Below are 17,741 nucleotides of genomic sequence, written 5' to 3'. Positions count from 1 at the left end.
ATTATGTGACACTTCTTTTGTCTGACACCCTTGATTCACTTCAAATGAGCATCAGTACTGGCATGGTGGTCGCGACCCGTCATTGGCGTCGTGTGTGCCAGACCACGCTGGTCAACTACGGGATCTCCGAAGCCTGCGCCATGCCGCTGCTGATTATCGGCCGCTTGGGCGAGGGCGTGCGGCAGGTTACCGTGGCCCACGCTGCCGGCATGGAAAGCCCGTCCTTGGTGCGCCTGCTCGATCAGTTGTGCAAAGACGGCTACGTACGTCGTTGCGAAGACGCCAGTGACCGTCGCGCCAAAACGTTGAGCCTGACAGACGCCGGCCGCGCCCTTGCGCAGTCGATCGAGGCGCAGTTGGTTCAATTGCGCCGCGCGGCGCTGGCGGGCGTTTCAGTCGCCGATCAAGAAGCCGCGTTGCGGGTGATCAAAGCATTCGAAGCGGCGGGTCAACTGCCTGATGGAGCCGCCTCTTGAACGGCTTTTTCAGCAGCATGCCGCCTGCCCGCGACTGGTTTTACGGCGTACGTACATTCGCCGCGTCGATGATCGCGCTGTACATTGCCCTGCTCATGGAGATGCCGCGTCCGTATTGGGCGATGGCAACGGTTTACATCGTTTCCAGTCCTTTCGTAGGCCCTACCAGCTCCAAGGCGGTGTATCGCGCGCTTGGCACCTTGCTGGGCGCGTCGGCGGCCGTGTTCTTTGTGCCCTTGTTCGTGCAGACCCCGTTTTTGCTGGTGCTGGTGATTGCGCTCTGGACCGGCATTCTGTTGTTCCTGTCGCTGCACTTGCGCACCGCCAACAGCTACGTGTTCATGTTGGCGGGCTACACGATGCCGATGATCGCGCTGCCGATTGTGGATAACCCGCTCAACGTCTTCGACATTGCCATTTCGCGTACCGAAGAAATCATGCTGGGTATCGTCTGTGCCGCCGTCGTGGGCAGCATGTTCTGGCCGCGTCGCCTGACCCCCGTGTTCATTGATGCAGCGGGCAAGTGGTTTGGTGATGCGGCCAATTACAGCAAACACTTTCTGGCCCGTGACGTTGAACCCAACAAGGCCAGCGGCCTGCGTTCGTCGATGGTGGCCACGTTCAACACCCTTGAGCTGATGATCGGCCAATTACCTCACGAAGGGGCGCACCCGCAAACCGTGCGTAACACCAAAGAATTGCGCGGGCGCATGATTCACCTGCTGCCCGTGGTGGACGCGCTGGATGACGCGCTGTACGCCCTTGAGCGGCGCACGCCCGAGCTGGTTGAGAAAGTCACGCCCTTGCTGGACCGCGCGCAGCAGTGGCTTGAAAGCACCCGCGAAGGCGCGCCGATTGAGCACTGGAAGGCCCTGCGCCACGAACTTGAGGCCCTGCAACCGAGCGCGGCGGCCCTGGATGACCGGCGTCAGTTGCTGTTGTCCAACGTGTTGTACCGCTTGGGTGAGTGGATCGATCTCTGGCAAGACTGCAAAAGTTTGCAGCACGCTATTACGACGGGCAATCAAGACGTATGGCGGGCGGTGTATCGGCACTGGCGGCTAGGTCGCCTGACGCCGTTCCTGGACCGGGGCCTGATGCTCTATTCCGCGTTCTCGACCGTGACCGCTATCGTGGTGGCTTGCGTGTTGTGGATTTTGCTGGGCTGGACGGATGGGGCGAGTGCCGTGATTCTGGCCGCCGTCGCTTGCAGTTTCTTTGCTGCAATGGACGACCCGGCCCCGCAAATCTACCGCTTCTTTTTCTGGACCTCGCTGTCGGTACTGTTTGCCAGTTTGTATCTGTTTGTGATCCTGCCCAACCTGCATGATTTCCCCATGCTGGTACTGGCGTTCGCGGTGCCCTTTATCTGTGTCGGTACGCTCACCGTGCAGCCGCGGTTTTACCTGGGCACGTTATTGACGATTGTGAACACCGCGTCATTTATCAGCATTCAAGGCGCCTACGATGCTGACTTCATGGTGTTCATGAACGCCAACCTTGCCGGCCCGATCGGCTTATTGTTCGCGTTTGTCTGGACGTTGATCGCACGGCCGTTCGGCGCTGAACTGGCGGCCAAACGTCTGACCCGTTTCAGCTGGCGTGACATTGTGCGGCTCACCAAACCCGCGACGCTGGCTGAACACCGGCACATGGGGGCGCAAATGCTCGATCGCCTGATGCAGCATTTGCCGCGTCTGGCCATGACCGGGCAAGACACCGGCATTGCAGTCCGCGAGTTGCGTGTCGCGCTTAATCTGCTGGACTTGCTTGCGTATGCACCGCGTGTGACCGGCGGCCCGCAACTGCTGCTGCGCCAAGTGGTCAGTGACGTGGGCGATTATTTTCGCAGTTGCCTGAAGGCGGGTGAGCGCCTGCCCGTGCCTGCGGGGTTGCAGATGACCATGGACCGCACGCGTCGTGCGCTCAATGCCAACGACTTGCAGGACGAAGGCGATGCCCGTGTTCACTTGTTGCACGCGCTCAGCGGTCTGCGGCTGGCACTGTTGCCCGGCGTTGAATTTATCGTCGACAACGACGACCTGCCCCAGCCCCACGTACAAGGCATTGATGGAGCGCCGCTATGATCGGTGATGTGGATATCAGCGGGGTGTTCCTGCCCACCTTTCTGGTGTTGATGGGCATCACTTATTTACTGTTTTTGGTGGTACACGCGGTTCTGACGCGTGTGCACTTTTACCGCCTGGTCTGGCACCGGGCTTTGTTCAACGTCGGTCTCTACGCTCTGCTTCTCGGCGTTGTGGATTCGTTAAGTCGATATTTGATGACATGAAAAAACCGTTATTGACCCTGGGCCGCGTCGTTCTCACCTTGCTGGTGGTGGCGTTTGCCTGCGTCGTGGTCTGGCGCATGACCATGTACTACATGTTTGCGCCGTGGACGCGGGACGGTCACATTCGTGCCGACATCGTGCAAATTGCGCCCGATGTGTCGGGCCTGATCAAACAGGTCGAGGTGCGTGACAACCAGCCGGTTACCCGCGATCAGGTCTTGTTTGTGATCGACCAGGAACGCTTCAAGCTGGCCTTGCGCCAGGCCCAAGCCACCCTGGCTGATCGCAAGGAAACCCTGGCGCAGGCCCAGCGTGAAAGTCGTCGTAACAAAGGCTTGGGCAATCTGGTCGCCCGCGAACAACTGGAAGAAAGCCAGTCCCGCGAAATGCGTGCCCAGGCCGCGCTCACCGAGGCCCAAGTGGCGGTGGACAGCGCTCAGCTCAACCTTGACCGCACCGTCGTGCGCAGCCCGGTGGACGGTTACGTCAACGATCGGGCGCCGCGCGTCAACGAGTTCGTCACGGCCGGGCGCCCGGTGTTGTCGATTGTCGACAGCAGCTCCTTCCACATCGACGGCTATTTCGAGGAAACCAAGCTCGATGGCATTCACGTGGGGCAGCGCGTGGACATTCGCGTGATTGGCGACAACGCGCGTCTGCGCGGGCATGTCGAAAGCATCGTCGCCGGTATTGAAGACCGGGACCGCAGCAGCGGCCAGAACCTGCTGCCAAACGTCAACCCGGCGTTCAGCTGGGTACGGCTGGCGCAACGGATTCCGGTGCGCATTGTGTTCGATGAAGTGCCGGAAGATTTCCGCATGATCGCCGGGCGCACGGCCACGGTGTCGATTATCGAAGACACACCTCACACGCGACCTGCGAAGGAGAACGCGCCATGAAACCCGTTCACCTGGCGGCCGTGGGGCTGGGGTTGTTGCTGGCCGGCTGCCAACTGGTGGGGCCGGATTATCACCTGCCCAAAGACGCCGCGTTGCAGCGTCCCGATGTACAAGGCGAATTCGCGGGCGAGGGGACCAACGTGATATCGGCTCCCGTACCTGCCGATTGGTGGAAGCTCTATCGGGACCCGAAACTCAACGAGCTGGTGCGTCAGGCGCTCGCCTCCAACACAGATTTGCGGGTGGCGGCGGCTAACCTGTCACGGGCACGGGCTCAGGTTGAGCAAGCGCAATCAGCGGGCGGCTGGAGCGGTTCGGCCAAGGCGGGTGCCCAGCGTTTGCAGGAATCGGGCGAAGCGTTCCTGCTGGCCGACAAGGTGCCGGTGGCCAACGTCGGTGACCTTGGCATCAGCACGTCGTATCAGTTCGATTTATGGGGCACCTTGCAGCGCGGCATCGAGGCGGCGCAGGCCAATGCCGACGCCACCCAGGCCGCGGCTGACACCGCTCGCATTACCCTGGTGGCAGACGTGGTGCGGGCGTACACCCAAGTGTGCGCGGCCAACGAAGAGCACCACATTGCCGAACAGTCACTCCAGTTGCAGGCGCAAAGTACACGGCTGACTCAGCAACTGCGCGACGCAGGGCGCGGCGACGAAACCCAGGTCACACGCTCTGAAACGCAATTCAAATCGTTGCGCGCCGAACTGCCTCGCTACGAAGCCTTGCGCCAGTCCGGGCTGTTTCGCCTGTCGATGTTGCTGGCCAAGCCGCTGGATCAACTGCCCTCGGGCGTTGCCACGTGTGCCGAGTTGCCGCAGATCGCGCAGTTGCTGCCGGTGGGTGACGGGGCTGCGTTGCTCAAGCGCCGTCCCGATGTGCGTCAGGCCGAGCGGCATCTGGCGGCAGCCACCGCCCAGATCGGTGTGGCCACAGGCGCCCTGTACCCCGACATCAGCATCGGCGCGAGCATTGGCACGGTCGGCATCATCGACAACCTTGGCACAGCGCCAACCAATCGCTGGGGCTTTGGCCCGTTGTTGAGCTGGACGATTCCTACCAACGGCTCGCGTGCGCGTATCCGTGAAGCCGAAGCGGCCACCCAAGGCGCCCTGGCCAAATTCGACGGTGTGGTGCTGAACGCAATCCGCGAAACCCAGACCAGCCTGGTGCAATACACCGCGTTGCTGCAGCGCCGCGATGCCTTGGCCGAGGCCGAAGCATCAGCCAGGACCGCCGCCGATCAAACCCACCAATTCTTTCAGGCGGGGCGCGAATCGTTCCTGGCGGACCTGCAAGCGACCCGTGTTTACACGGATATGCGCGCGCAATTGTCCGCGGCCAACACCCAGGTTGCCATGAGCCAGATCGACTTGTTTCTGGCCCTCGGTGGCGGCTGGGAAAGCGGACGAACGCAAGCGGCGACCCACGCGAAACCCTGAGGGCGTTGCTATGCTCTGAGAGGTCGGTATCAAAACGATGGCTCAGGGCGTCGAGACACTTTTAGCCCCTCCCCATCGCGCAAAATGGTTCGATGGGGATTCTAATAATGAAAAACCCTTATGCTCCCGGTTTCTGGTGTGCGGTCGTCGCGGTGGTGCTGCTGTCAGCGACGTACTTCTACGGCATCATGCTGGCGCACCAAATCGACACAGCGTTGTTCTTCCTCGACAGCGCCAGCGCGCTGATTGCGGTATTGGCCATTGCAGTGGTGGCCTGGGCGTTGCTGCAAACCCGACAAATCAAGAAGCGTCAGGTTGAAGCCGGTCAGACCCGGGTTCTGATCTGGGACACCAAAATCGCGTTACGCCGCGTTGAAACAGTCTTCGATCGCTACTTCTGGGGCAGCTACTGGCAGCCAGGACGCACGTTTGAGGCGTTCATGGGCGAGCTGACCGCCACGCCCCTCGAAAAAAGCCTGGATGCCCTTAAATCCCAATGCCTGCAACTCGATAAAGCCTTGCCCAGCGAAGAGCGTCAATGGCTCGATAACGCGCGTGAGTTAGCTGACGTGGCCGCTGCCATGGCCCGAGAGCGGTATCAGCTGGATTACTCCGATTCGTCTGTGAATTCTGTGGGAGAAATCTGCGTCGACCATGACCTGGAAGTCTTGGTGTACACCTGGAGCGCCATCCTCAAAAATTTCGATCACCGCCTAGACGAAATAGAGCGCCTCATGGCCCGTTCAGCCTGAATTTACGTGACTGAAAATGTCCGAAAGAAGCGTGTGGCCAGTTGCCAGTGATACCCTGCTGCCACTTTTCGGCCCATGACGGGCTTGGCAAAGACCGCTTTTACTTTCAACACAACGGACATTGAACGGGTCAACTGATGAATAAACCATTAGGCGTGTTAGTAGGGATTGTTGTTATTGCAGGTGCTCTGAATACCGCAGGCGCGTGGTACACCGGAACCAAACTGGAAGGCGTGTTGCAAACGTCGATTCAGGAGGCCAACAAGGAACTGGCGTCTCAGTTGCAAGGCACGCCCACCCACGGTTCGGTCGAGCTGGTCTCGCTTGACCGCCACCTCTACAGCAGCACTGCTCACTACCGCGTAAAGGTTGAAGATGACTCCGCCAGGCCGGATACCGAGCCTGTCGAGTTGCTGTTTGTGGCTGACATCGAGCATGGCCCGTTGCCGTGGTCGCGCCTCAAGACCTTTAAGTGGATGCCGGTCATGGCGACCACTACGTACGCGTTGGAAAAAACGCCCTTCACTGAAAAATGGTTTGCTGCCGCCAAAGATCAATCCCCGCTTCAGGGTCAGGTCACACTGAGTTACAACCGCTCGGTCGAAGGCCGCATGGAGTTTCTGCCCCTTGAGGTCGCACTGGACGAAAACTCCAGCCTCAGCTTCTCGGGCATGACCATGGAAGGGACGGCCGATGCCGACGGCCAAAACCTCAAAGGCAAAGGCTACATGGATCACTTCAAGCTGCACGCCGTGTCGCTGAACAAGCCGCAGTTGCTGATTGAGCTCAACGGGCTGACCGTGGCCAGTGACCTGGACAAAAGCGAATTTGGCTTCTTCCTTGGCCAGAACTTCTTGGGTTTGAGTGAAAGCCGAATCACCTTTGGCATTCGTCAGTCGCTGCTCAAGGTCAATAACTTCGAATACACCGGTTCCACTTCCGCCAACGGCAAACTGCTGTCGGGCCGCCTGGACTACAAAGTCGGCGATGTCTCGCTCAACAACAACCCGGTGGGGAGTGCGCAACTGGTCTTGAGCGCCAGCAGCCTGGACATCCCGGCGATGCAATCGATGTTGCAGATTTACCAGACCAAGTTTCAGCCAAAAGCGGACGGCGCCCTGCCCGCGAGTGAGCTGACCCCGGCTGAGCAAGTTCAACTGCAAACCAGTCTGGATACCTTGCTGGCGGCTAAGCCGCAGATGGCCGTCGAGAAATTGGCCGTGAAAACGCCACATGGCGAAAGCGAGTTTAACCTTGCGATGGCACTGGCTCAGCCTGCGGCCCTTGACCAGCCGCCCGTGGAAATCACCAAGCAACTGCTGACCTCGCTGGTTGCCAAGTTGCAGCTGTCCAAGCCGATGATTGCCGACCTCGCCGGTGTTCAGGCGCAACTGGAAGGCCAAACCGATCCGCAGACCCTGGCGCAGGTTGGCACGATGACCAGCGACATGGTCGGCAACATCGCTGTGGGCACCGGTCTGGCAAAAGTGGAAGGCAACAACATTGTCGCGTCGCTTGACTATGCAGCAGGGCAAGTGGATTTCAACGGCCAGAAAATGAGCCTTGAAGACTTCATTACTCAAATGACCCAGCGCTTCAACGCGCCGATTCAGTAATGAACCGGCGGCTCGCGGCTTAGCGCCTCATACCTGTCAGCGGCAACAGAAAAATCTGTCGCCGCTGACAGGTAGCGCGAGCGTCAGTACGCCAATGACCACGTCAGGCTGTAGGTCCGGCCGCGGCCCTGGTAGTCGTACAAGTATTCAGGTCCGTAGGTGGGTGAGTAGAACAGCGCGGCACGCTGGCCCCACACGGTGCTGTATTCCTTGTCGAGCAGGTTCTGGATACCGGCGCTGAAGGTGCCAAATTCGGTCTCTTGGCTGCCCATTAAATCGAACGTGGTGTACCCGCTGATTTTGTGGTCGGAATCGTCCTTGAGGGTGAACGCATGGTTGCCTTGCAGGCGTACGTTACGTCCATCCCCGTGCCAGCCCACGAACGCGGTGGACTTGGACAAAGATGCGTAACGCGCATCGCGCTTCATCCAGTCGCCGTTGGCGTCTTCTTCCTCCGAACGCACCATGTGCAAGGTGCCACCCACCTCCCAACCGTCGCTGAAGTGACGGGTCAACGCGCCTTCGAAGCCGAAGTCGCGGCTCTTCTTGTCCGTGACATCAATCGTCAGCGTGGCGGCGTCTGTGGTGATGACTTTGTCCGACCAGATGTAGTAAATCGCGGCCTGCGCATCCCAATCCACGTCCGCGAAACGCCAGCCGGTCTCCACCTGGCGGCTTTTGATCCCGGCCAGCGGGTTGTCTTTAACGCTCAGCCCCGGCTTGCCGTAGTACTTGGCCGGATCCGGCAGATCGAAGCCTTCGCTGTAGTTGATCCAGGTCTGATGGCCGTTCTGGAAATCGTAGATGGTGCCCAGGTTGAACAGATTGACCGCGTAGTCGTTGCTGCCTCCCGGGACGTTTTTGAACACGCCCACATCCACGTCCATTTGCTGGCGCCGCGCGCCGCCCGACACGGTCAGGGCGTCGGTGAGCTTCCAGTCCAACTGCGCATACACCGACCGCCCGTCCACGCGATAACTGGGATAGCGCGGAGCTTTGCTCTGGGTGACCAGATCAAGGCCCCCGCTTTGCGAGGACATGGCCGAATCAAATACGCTTTGTTCGGCGTTGAAGCGCTCGCGATCCAGGTCCACGCCATACGTCAGCTTCAGGCTGTCCCACTGTTTGGCGAACAGTGCCTTGAGGCTGGTGACTTCAAAGTTTTGCTGCGAGGCGGCGAAGTAAACGCCTTTTGAGCCTTGGGGTTTGCCGGTGTTGTAGTAAGGAAACGGGAAGAAGTTGTTGTCTTCCTTTCGGTACGAACCTTGTAGGTAGAAGTCTTGCCCCAGTACGTCGCTGTGATGGTAGTTGGCGTTGAACAGCAGGCGTTTGGAGCGCGGCTCAAGGTCGGTGTCGTAGCCGCTGCGGATCTGGGCATCGTCCAGGTTGGACGGCGCCTTGTCATGCAGGTTGGGGAAGTAAATCCCCACGTTGCCGTGGTTGCCCGAGTCGTAATACTGCGCCAACAGGTCGAGGTCTTGCTCATCGTCGAGCTTGATCGCGAGGCTGCCCATCAGGTCGAGGGTGCGGTTGTACTGCAGGTCGGTCTGGGTGTTGTCGATAAACACCTGATCGCCTTTGCCATCGTAAAAGGCTTCGTTCTGCTCGCCTGAAATCCCCAGCCGACCATAGAGGCGCTCCGTGCCGCCGCTCACCGATTGCGAGATGCGGCTGGACAGGTCGTCGCTGTTGTTGAAGCCGCTGGTGGCCGACAGTTCGGTCTCGAATTGAGCCGGGCCGGGTGTGCCTTTTTTGGTCACGATATTGATGATCCCGCCCGTGGCACCGCCGCCGTACAGCGCGCTGGCGCCGGACAACACTTCGACCCGCTCCACGTTGAACGGCGAGATGCTGTCGAACTGTCGCGACAACCCGCGCGAGCTGTTCTGGCTGACACCGTCGATCATCACCAGCACGTTACGCCCGCGCATGTTTTGACCGTAGTTACTGCGCCCTTCGGGGGCCAGATCCAGCCCCGGCACCAGCTTGCCGATGGCCTCCTTCAGGGTGACGCCAGTGTCGAGTTGCTCTTGCAACTGCACGTGATCGACCACCCACACGGTGCCCGGAATTTCGCTGATCGCGGTGCTGGTGCGAGCGCCCACGCTGACTTCCAGTGCCTTGAGTTGCAGGCTTTGGGCAGGCGCTTGGGGCTTGCGCAGAATCACCGTGCGTGCGTCGCTGAACTGCCAGTTCAGGCCGCTGCCCGCCAGCAAGGTCTGCAATGCCTGCTCGACACTCATCTGGCCTTGCAACGCCGGGCTGTGCAGACCGGCGACTTCCGCAGACGTGAACAGCAGGTGCAAGTCGGCCTGATCGGCGAATTGGGTCAGGGCCTGGTCGAGGTCTTGGGCCGGGACGCTGACAGTGACCTGACGTGTGCTGACGGCTGCGGCCTGCGTCGTCGCTGCCTGAGCCGTGGCCTGCACGGTGCCGCCCAGGCTGGCGAGCACAGTGGTGGCGATCAACACCTGACGCAGTCGCTGTTCTTTTCGTTGTGCGTCACGCGGCTTTTTGACGTGCTCGACCATCGCTTTTGCAATCCTTCTTCGGGTTTTTATGTCGCAAATGAGAACGTATTTCGCTCTCAGTCTTACTACGACGATATGCCCGAGTGGATCTTGCAGTGCCCGCGAAGAATTATTTTCAGCGCACCCACGCCACAAACGGCAAATAGGTGATGTTCAGGCCGTAACGCTGCTCCAGGGTATGCAGCAGGTTGTGCGGGTCGTTGAGGTCGAACACACCGCTGATTTGCAGTGCGCCGAGCCCGGCATCGGGAACGATGATGCGCCCGTATTGATAGCGCTCCAGCTCGGCCAGCACTTCTTGCAATGGTTTGCGGTTGAAGATCAGTTTGCCGCGATGCCAGGCCGTGAGCGCATGGGCGTCCACCTGATCGCGCTCGGCCAGTGTCTGTCCGGCCCGGTAAACCGCTAACTGATTGGATCGCAGCTCCAGGGTTTGCGCCTGATGCTCGACCTGTGCCGCGCCGGTGGCCACCAGCACCCGTGTTTGATCCGGGTCGCGGCGCACGCTGAACGTGGCGCTCTTGGCTTGCACCCGATCGGCGCCCGCCTCGACGATAAAAGGCCGCGACGGATCTTCAGCCACTTCAATCAGGGCTTCGCCCTTGCGCAGTGAGAGCGTGCGCCGGTGTTCATTGAAATCAACCGTGATCGCGCTGGCGCTGTTGAGCGTGACCCGCGAGCCATCGCTCAACACCCATTGCTGGCGCTGGCCAACGCCGGTGTGATGGGTGTCGAACCAGCCCGGCACGCCCTCGACTGCGCTGTAACCGAATATCGCCAGCACCAGCCCGGCCGCCAGCCCGCTGGCCCAGCGTGCCGCCTTGCGGCGTGAGCGAGGTGTGTCGACGTGCGTGTGGGCCGTAGGGGTCAAGCCGATGTCTGCCCACAGCGCTTCGGCCTCTTGGGCCGCTGCTTGGTGCGCCGGGCTCAGGTGCTGCCACTGTGCATACGCCAGTCGCTCTCGGGCCGTGGCGTCACCCGAGTGCAACCGGGTTAGCCAGTCAATGGCCTGATCGTCGAGGTCGTCAGTGGAGGGGCAAGGAGGCATTGCGGCGGGCTCAGGCATGGTTGTGTTTGAGCCAGTCACGGCAGTGGCGCAACGCCTGGCCGATGTATTTTGCCACCATACTCGGCGACACGCCCAGCTCGGCGGCGATCTGGGCTTGGGTCATCCCGTCGATGCGGCTCATAAGCAGTGCTTGCCGGGCGTTGGGCGACAACTGCTGCAACGCCTGGTCGAGAATCCCGATGCGTTCCTTGGCCAGCAGCAGCCCTTCAGGCGGCAGGCCCGGATCGATCAGTTCAACCGAGGGCGGCTCGGCGCTCAAATTGCGGGTCTGGCGCTGATCGATCCGCAACGCATCAATGGCCAGATTGCCCGCGACTTTGAAAATAAAGTGCCGATCATTCAACACCGTGATCGAGTGAGGATCGATCTTCGCCAATTTAATCCACGTTTCCTGTGCCACGTCCGCCGCCCGGTGGCGATCTCGCAGGCGGCGTGTCAGGAACGACAACAGATCGTCGTAATGCTCCTGAAAACTGGCCAGCAAGCGGGAAGGGGAAGGCGAGGGCATCACAGAGACTCAAGCGGGCAAGGGCGTGAATGAGAAGCCGTATCATTCATGATTGCTCGCCCCAGCGCAACGTCCCTGCGGGCAAGTCCCTGAAAGGGAGGGCGCCAGAATGGAGTACACCCGCCCTTCAACTGCACGTCCGGGTGCACATTCAGGCGCGGCAATGCTTCAAGCGATGACGTGCGGGAGAGTCAATAACAACGGAGGGGTAAAGCGGTTCCCTTGAGCAAGGGAAAGAAGATGGTGCACCAGGCGGGATTCGAACCCACGACCCCTGCCTTCGGAGGGCAGTACTCTATCCAGCTGAGCTACTGGTGCAGCGCGGGCGCCATGATACTCATCTGCGTGTCACCCGTCCATGCCGCTGATTGAGCGGGTGTTTCTCAAGCCGATATGGGCTATTAATGACGGCCGTGTGAGAAAAGGGAGAGGAACGCCGCTTGTTCTTTTTTTCGAACAGCCTATTGTCCTTTACCCCCTTTGCTCCTAGGATTCGTTTGAGATTTCAAACGCTCTTGTCTGAGTGCTAAACCGCACGCCGTGTGTGTTGTGCGTTTTTTGAACACTTTGGCAGTGAATGACTTCCTGACGGCAGCCACCTTTGGCGCCTTTCTACACTCAATAATTTGCTCCGCGCCCGCGCGGTGCTGTTAAGGAAAGCCCACATGCAGCTCAAAGACGCACAGTTGTTCCGCCAGCAAGCCTACATCGACGGGGCTTGGGTAGACGCCGACGGCGGCCAGACGATCAATGTTAACAACCCGGCCACCGGCGAAATTCTCGGCACTGTGCCAAAAATGGGTGCTGCGGAAACCCGCCGCGCCATTGAAGCTGCCGACAAAGCGCTGCCCGCCTGGCGTGCCCTGACCGCCAAAGAGCGTGCTACCAAACTGCGCCGCTGGTTCGAGCTGCTGATCGAACACCAGGATGACTTGGGTCGCCTGATGACGATGGAGCAAGGCAAGCCGCTGGCCGAAGCCAAGGGCGAGATCGTATACGCCGCGTCCTTCATCGAGTGGTTCGCTGAAGAAGCCAAGCGCATTTATGGCGACGTCATCCCGGGCCACCAGCCCGACAAGCGCCTGATCGTGATCAAGCAACCCATTGGCGTGACAGCGGCGATCACGCCGTGGAACTTCCCGGCGGCCATGATCACCCGTAAAGCAGGCCCCGCGTTGGCGGCCGGTTGCACTATGGTCATCAAACCGGCTTCGCAAACGCCTTTTTCCGCGTTGGCACTGGTGGAGCTGGCGCACCGCGCAGGCATTCCAAAGGGCGTGTTGAGCGTGGTCACCGGCAGCGCTGGCGACATCGGCGGCGAGCTGACCAGCAACCCGATCGTGCGCAAATTGTCCTTCACCGGCTCGACTGAAATTGGTCGCCAGTTGATGGCTGAATGCGCCAAGGACATCAAAAAAGTGTCGCTGGAGCTGGGTGGCAACGCGCCCTTTATCGTGTTCGATGACGCGGACCTGGATAAGGCCGTCGAAGGCGCGATTATTTCCAAATACCGCAACAACGGTCAGACCTGCGTCTGCGCCAACCGTCTGTACATTCAGGATTCGGTCTACGACGCGTTTGCTGAAAAACTCAAAGCGGCTGTGGGCAAGCTGAAGATCGGCAACGGTCTGGAAGAGGGCACCACCACCGGTCCGCTGATCGATGACAAGGCCGTGGCCAAAGTCAAAGAGCACATTGCAGACGCCTTGAGCAAAGGCGCCACCCTGCTGACCGGTGGTAACAGCCTGGAAGGCAGCTTCTTCGAGCCGACTATTCTGGTTAACGTGCCGAAAAATGCCGCGGTGGCGAAGGAAGAGACCTTCGGTCCGCTGGCGCCGTTGTTCCGCTTCAAAGACGAAGCCGAAGTGATCGCGATGGCCAACGACACCGAGTTCGGTCTGGCGTCCTACTTCTATGCACGCGACCTGAGCCGTGTATTCCGTGTAGCAGAAGCCCTGGAATACGGCATGGTCGGTGTGAACACGGGTCTGATCTCCAATGAAGTCGCCCCGTTTGGGGGTATCAAGGCGTCGGGTCTGGGCCGTGAAGGCTCCAAATACGGCATCGAAGACTACCTGGAAATCAAATATCTCTGCCTGGGCATCTAACCCGGCGGGTGGTTCAGCAGAGGGGGCACGAGAGCGATGCTTCTTCTGCGTTTCAACGTGTTAATTCCTGTGGCCGGGAGCGCCATGCCAGTCGATCATCGCATGCTGGCCTGGTTGTCTGCCCGGCGCGTCAGCCTTGAACCACGCCGTTTGATGAGCGGCGAATGAGGACACCCATGAGCAACAAGACCAACGCATCCCTGATGAAACGCCGTGAAGCCGCTGTCCCGCGCGGTGTTGGCCAGATTCACCCGATCTTCGCCGAATCCGCGAAGAACGCTACCGTCACTGACGTTGAAGGCCGTGAATTCATCGACTTCGCAGGCGGTATTGCCGTACTCAACACCGGTCACCTGCACCCGAAAATCGTTGCCGCCGTTCAAGCGCAATTGACCAAACTGACCCACACCTGCTTCCAGGTGTTGGCCTATGAGCCCTACGTTGAGCTGTGCGAGAAAATCAACGCCAAGGTGCCGGGCAACTTCGACAAGAAAACCCTGCTGGTCACCACCGGTTCTGAAGCCGTGGAAAATGCCGTGAAAATCGCCCGTGCCGCCACGGGCCGTGCGGGTGTAATTGCCTTCACTGGCGCGTACCACGGTCGCACCATGATGACGTTGGGCCTGACCGGTAAAGTCGTGCCTTACTCGGCAGGCATGGGCCTGATGCCGGGCGGTATCTTCCGCGCGCTGTACCCGTGCGAACTGCATGGCATCAGCGTTGATGACTCCATTGCCAGCATCGAGCGCATCTTCAAAAACGACGCCGAGCCAAAAGACATCGCCGCCATCATCATCGAACCCGTACAGGGCGAAGGTGGTTTTTACGTGGCGCCGAAAGCGTTCATGGCGCGCCTGCGTGAGTTGTGCGACAAGCACGGCATCCTCTTGATCGCGGACGAAGTACAGACCGGCGCAGGCCGTACCGGTACGTTCTTCGCCATGGAGCAGATGGGCGTCACCGCCGACTTGACCACGTTCGCCAAATCCATCGCAGGCGGCTTCCCGCTGGCCGGTGTGTGCGGCAAGGCGGAACTGATGGACGCTATCGCACCGGGTGGTCTGGGTGGCACGTATGCCGGTAGCCCGATTGCCTGTGCGGCCGCGTTGGCCGTGCTGGAAGTGTTTGAAGAAGAGCACTTGCTGGACCGCTGCAAAGCAGTGGGCGAGCGTCTGGTCACCGGTCTGAAGGCGATTCAGGCCAAGTACCCGGTCATCGGTGATGTGCGTGCGTTGGGCGCCATGATCGCGGTCGAGCTGTTCGAAGGCGGCGATGCACACAAGCCAAACGCAGCGGCCGTGGCGCAAGTAGTCGCCAAAGCGCGTGAGAAAGGTCTGATCCTGCTGTCGTGCGGTCCTTACGGCAACGTCTTGCGGGTGCTGGTGCCGCTGACATCGCCTGACGAGCAACTGGACAAAGGCCTGGCCATCATCGAAGAGTGCTTCGCTGAACTGGCGTGAGCCCCGGCGTCTGAGATGTGACCTGTGACACAAAAAAACCGCTTCGGCGGTTTTTTTGCGTCTGTACAGCGCAAATAAGGCTTTTTGCCTGTATCCGACGCGTGGCATTGACTAAGGTGCATGGACATTTGCCGGAGCGTATTCATGACTGCTGTTGATGTATCCACTGCGCCGAGCGTGCTGATTGCCGAGACCGACCCGTGGTCTCGGGATCTGCTCAAACAAGTGGTACTGAGTGTGCGTTGCGACGCGCGACTGGATGTCTGTGGCGAAGGTCAGGAGGCGATCGCGCTGTTGGGTGACACGCGCTACGACCTGGTCATTGCCGACTGGGACCTCTCCGGCGTCAGTGGCCTCGACCTTTTGCGCCATGTGCGCCAGCGTCGGCGCAGCCCCGTGTTGCCGTTTATCTTGCTCAGTAATCGCAACGACAGTGCCAGCGTGCGTGAAGCCCTGCCACTGGCGCCCACGGCTTACCTGACCAAGCCGCTGGACATGCCCGGCCTGACACAGCGTCTGCAAGGCCTGCTGCTGAGTGCGGGGCAAGAGGTGGCGTGTGATGTTCCGGCGCTGACCCCCGGCATGACCCTCAAACGGTTTCTGGAACACCGGCGTGCCTCGTCGGATGGCGCGCCTTTGCTGGCCGACGTGCAACTGGCGGTCAAACGCAGCCTCAATCCGGGTGGCCTGGACCTCAAACTGCTTGAGCAAGAAGTACGCACCGATCCGCAAATCACGGCGGTGCTAATTGCGGCCGCCAACAGCGCGGCCCAGCATCGGGCGAGTCCGGTGCAGACGCTGGCGCAGGCGTTGCAACGCCTCGGGCCCGCACAAAGCATGAATCTGGTGCTCGGGTTGACCCTCAAGCGCAGCGCTCGCCTCAGCGATCCTTGCCTGGCCGATTACGCGGAACATTACTGGAACGCGTCGCTGCACACGGCTGAATACGGGCGCACGCTGGCGCGCATGTTGAGCCTGGATCAGGAGCGCTGTTATTGCGCCGGGTTATTGCACCGTCTGGGTGATCTGGCGCTGTTGCGCTGTCTGCAAGAGTGGCTACAGGCTGGCGGCGCGCTGGACACGCAAGCCATTGACGAGTCGCTGGCGGAGTTCGGCGCGGCCTATGGTTCGGCATTGCGCACGCGCTGGCGGTTGCCGCTGGAGCTGCGTGAGCTGATCGCAGCGATCTATCACTTGGGTGGCGGGGTGTATTCGCGGGAGGCGTTGCTGATGAATCTGGCGGGGCAGGTGGCCAGTTTGCAGCCTGAAGAAGGGGTGGACGCGGTGGCAAAAAGCAAAACGGCACGCCTGTTGAAAGTCGGCGTGCCGGAGCTGGAGCGTTTGGTCAAAAAGGCTTGAGTGCGCGTCACTGCTACCGCAAGCAGCAGTGACGCGTTCCCGATCAGACCGCTGCGGGGCGCAGCGAGTAGGTTTTCAATTGCTTGGCGAAATCCCGCAGCGATTGAATCCCGCTGGCTTCGGCCTCGTGAACCCACTCTTTGATCGCCGCCAGCATGTCGTGCCCGTTGGAGCTGGTCTTGACCCAGATCTGTTGCAAGGCCAGACGCTTCTCGTAAATCACTTTCAGCGACTGGCTGTGCTCCAGCAGCGTCTCGATACGTTGGTGATGACGGTCTTCCAGCAAGCTGGTTTCGCGCGACAGCAAGCGCTTGGCGCGGCGGAACTGATGACGTACCGAGTGATCGACCTTGGCCAGCTCTTGCTGAACCAGCGGTGCGATGACCAGCTTGCGGTACTGCGCCATGATCTGGAAACGGTTGTTCAGAATGGCCATGGCGGTGTCCATGTCCAGGCTGCCTTTGCCCTCGACCCGGTGGGCGATGGGCGCAACACGCTGCACTTTGGCCAGGCGTAAAAAGCTGAACACTTTGATCCACGCCCAGCCGAGGTCGAACTCCCACTTTTTCACCGACATCTTGGCCGAGTTCGGGTAGGTGTGGTGATTGTTATGCAGCTCTTCGCCACCAATGATGATGCCCCACGGCACCAGGTTGGTCGCCGCATCGCGGCATTCGAAGTTGCGATAACCCACCGCGTGGCCCAGACCGTTCACCACACCGGCGGCCCAGACTGGAATCCACATCATCTGGATCGCCCAGATGGTCAGGCCGATGGCGCCGAACAGCAGCAGGTCGATAGCGAGCATGATCGCAACGCCCAGCAGTTTGTAGCGCGAGTACAGATTGCGCTCAATCCAGTCTTCAGGGCAGTTCTTGCCATAGATGCGCAGGGTTTCGGGGTTTTGCGCTTCTTCGCGATAAAGTTCTGCACCTTTGCGCAGAACGGTCGATAACCCTTTGATGACCGGGCTATGCGGGTCATCGGCGGTTTCGCATTTGGCGTGGTGCTTGCGGTGGATGGCTGTCCACTCGCGGGTGTTCTGTGCGGTGGTGAGCCACAACCAGAAGCGGAAGAAGTGTTTCAGGCCACCATTGAGCTCCAGGGAGCGGTGAGCTGAGTAGCGATGGAGATAAACCGTGACACCGATAATGGTCACGTGGGTCATCAACAGAGTGACTGCCACCAGTTGCCAGGCTGACAGGTCAAGTAAACCGTTGTACCACAT

General features: G+C 60.1%; 14 protein-coding genes, 1 tRNA gene and 1 pseudogene. 11 read left to right on the top strand and 5 right to left on the bottom strand.

From position 1 onward, the window contains the following. Positions 1 to 44: 44 nt before the first annotated feature. From IF654_RS22310 to IF654_RS22280, 7 genes are all read left to right on the top strand, one after another. The gene (locus tag IF654_RS22310; protein WP_047281870.1) at positions 45 to 476 is read left to right on the top strand and encodes a MarR family winged helix-turn-helix transcriptional regulator; all 432 of its coding nucleotides are present in this window, start codon (positions 45 to 47) and stop codon (positions 474 to 476) included. Further along, complete coding sequence (locus IF654_RS22305) at positions 473 to 2,563, top strand: FUSC family protein (RefSeq protein ID WP_047272782.1); 2,091 nt, start codon at positions 473 to 475, stop codon at positions 2,561 to 2,563. Before IF654_RS22310 ends, IF654_RS22305 begins: the two co-directional genes overlap by 4 nt. After that, positions 2,560 to 2,769: a DUF1656 domain-containing protein gene (locus IF654_RS22300; protein ID WP_047272783.1), complete on the top strand. Its 210-nt coding sequence runs from the start codon at positions 2,560 to 2,562 to the stop codon at positions 2,767 to 2,769. Before IF654_RS22305 ends, IF654_RS22300 begins: the two co-directional genes overlap by 4 nt. After that, on the top strand, positions 2,766 to 3,668 hold the full coding sequence (locus tag IF654_RS22295) for an efflux RND transporter periplasmic adaptor subunit (protein WP_047281665.1): 903 nt from the start codon (positions 2,766 to 2,768) through the stop codon (positions 3,666 to 3,668). Before IF654_RS22300 ends, IF654_RS22295 begins: the two co-directional genes overlap by 4 nt. Next, on the top strand, positions 3,665 to 5,110 hold the full coding sequence (locus IF654_RS22290) for an efflux transporter outer membrane subunit (protein WP_094987885.1): 1,446 nt from the start codon (positions 3,665 to 3,667) through the stop codon (positions 5,108 to 5,110). The genes IF654_RS22295 and IF654_RS22290 overlap by 4 nt, the downstream gene beginning before the upstream one ends. A gap of 107 nt (positions 5,111 to 5,217) precedes the next feature. Next, positions 5,218 to 5,862: an NADH:ubiquinone oxidoreductase subunit N gene (locus tag IF654_RS22285; protein ID WP_094987884.1), complete on the top strand. Its 645-nt coding sequence runs from the start codon at positions 5,218 to 5,220 to the stop codon at positions 5,860 to 5,862. A gap of 137 nt (positions 5,863 to 5,999) precedes the next feature. Next, positions 6,000 to 7,478 (top strand): YdgA family protein, encoded by a 1,479-nt coding sequence (locus tag IF654_RS22280; protein ID WP_094987883.1) that lies wholly within the window; start codon positions 6,000 to 6,002, stop codon positions 7,476 to 7,478. An 83-nt stretch (positions 7,479 to 7,561) separates the two neighbouring features. On the opposite strand, the gene IF654_RS22275 is transcribed toward IF654_RS22280, so the two are convergent. The 4 genes and pseudogenes from IF654_RS22275 to IF654_RS22260 all read right to left on the bottom strand — a co-directional run bounded on the left by IF654_RS22275 (position 7,562) and on the right by IF654_RS22260 (position 11,904). Next, positions 7,562 to 10,009, bottom strand: coding sequence for a TonB-dependent receptor (locus IF654_RS22275; RefSeq protein ID WP_230683746.1), 2,448 nt, complete (start codon positions 10,007 to 10,009; stop codon positions 7,562 to 7,564). Positions 10,010 to 10,124: 115 nt separating this feature from the next. After that, complete coding sequence (locus IF654_RS22270) at positions 10,125 to 11,057, bottom strand: FecR family protein (RefSeq protein ID WP_047281875.1); 933 nt, start codon at positions 11,055 to 11,057, stop codon at positions 10,125 to 10,127. A 25-nt stretch (positions 11,058 to 11,082) separates the two neighbouring features. Next, positions 11,083 to 11,586 (bottom strand): annotated as a pseudogene (locus IF654_RS22265) (RNA polymerase sigma factor); the annotation flags it as partial. Between the two features lie 241 nt (positions 11,587 to 11,827). Beyond that, positions 11,828 to 11,904 (bottom strand) — tRNA-Arg (locus IF654_RS22260). A gap of 347 nt (positions 11,905 to 12,251) precedes the next feature. On the opposite strand from IF654_RS22260, the gene gabD reads away from it, so the two are divergent. The 4 genes from gabD (at position 12,252) to IF654_RS22245 (ending at position 16,513) form a co-directional block, all read left to right on the top strand. Continuing rightward, a complete protein-coding gene (gene gabD / locus IF654_RS22255) occupies positions 12,252 to 13,694 on the top strand; it encodes an NADP-dependent succinate-semialdehyde dehydrogenase (protein WP_047281878.1) in 1,443 nt (480 codons plus the stop codon). A gap of 36 nt (positions 13,695 to 13,730) precedes the next feature. Continuing rightward, positions 13,731 to 13,862 (top strand): hypothetical protein, encoded by a 132-nt coding sequence (locus IF654_RS23140; protein WP_255164129.1) that lies wholly within the window; start codon positions 13,731 to 13,733, stop codon positions 13,860 to 13,862. 8 nt (positions 13,863 to 13,870) lie between these two features. Next, complete coding sequence (gabT, locus tag IF654_RS22250; RefSeq protein ID WP_047272791.1) at positions 13,871 to 15,154, top strand: 4-aminobutyrate--2-oxoglutarate transaminase; 1,284 nt, start codon at positions 13,871 to 13,873, stop codon at positions 15,152 to 15,154. Positions 15,155 to 15,298: 144 nt separating this feature from the next. Then, positions 15,299 to 16,513 (top strand): response regulator, encoded by a 1,215-nt coding sequence (locus IF654_RS22245; protein WP_047281660.1) that lies wholly within the window; start codon positions 15,299 to 15,301, stop codon positions 16,511 to 16,513. Between the two features lie 43 nt (positions 16,514 to 16,556). On the opposite strand, the gene desA is transcribed toward IF654_RS22245, so the two are convergent. After that, complete coding sequence (desA, locus tag IF654_RS22240) at positions 16,557 to 17,741, bottom strand: delta-9 fatty acid desaturase DesA (protein ID WP_047272793.1); 1,185 nt, start codon at positions 17,739 to 17,741, stop codon at positions 16,557 to 16,559.

The sequence above is a fragment of the Pseudomonas lundensis genome (assembly GCF_015377145.2).
Lineage (GTDB): Bacteria > Pseudomonadota > Gammaproteobacteria > Pseudomonadales > Pseudomonadaceae > Aquipseudomonas > Aquipseudomonas lundensis.
The sequence above is the reverse complement of the archived record's forward strand: the minus strand, read 5'-3'. Positions and strand labels throughout refer to the sequence as shown.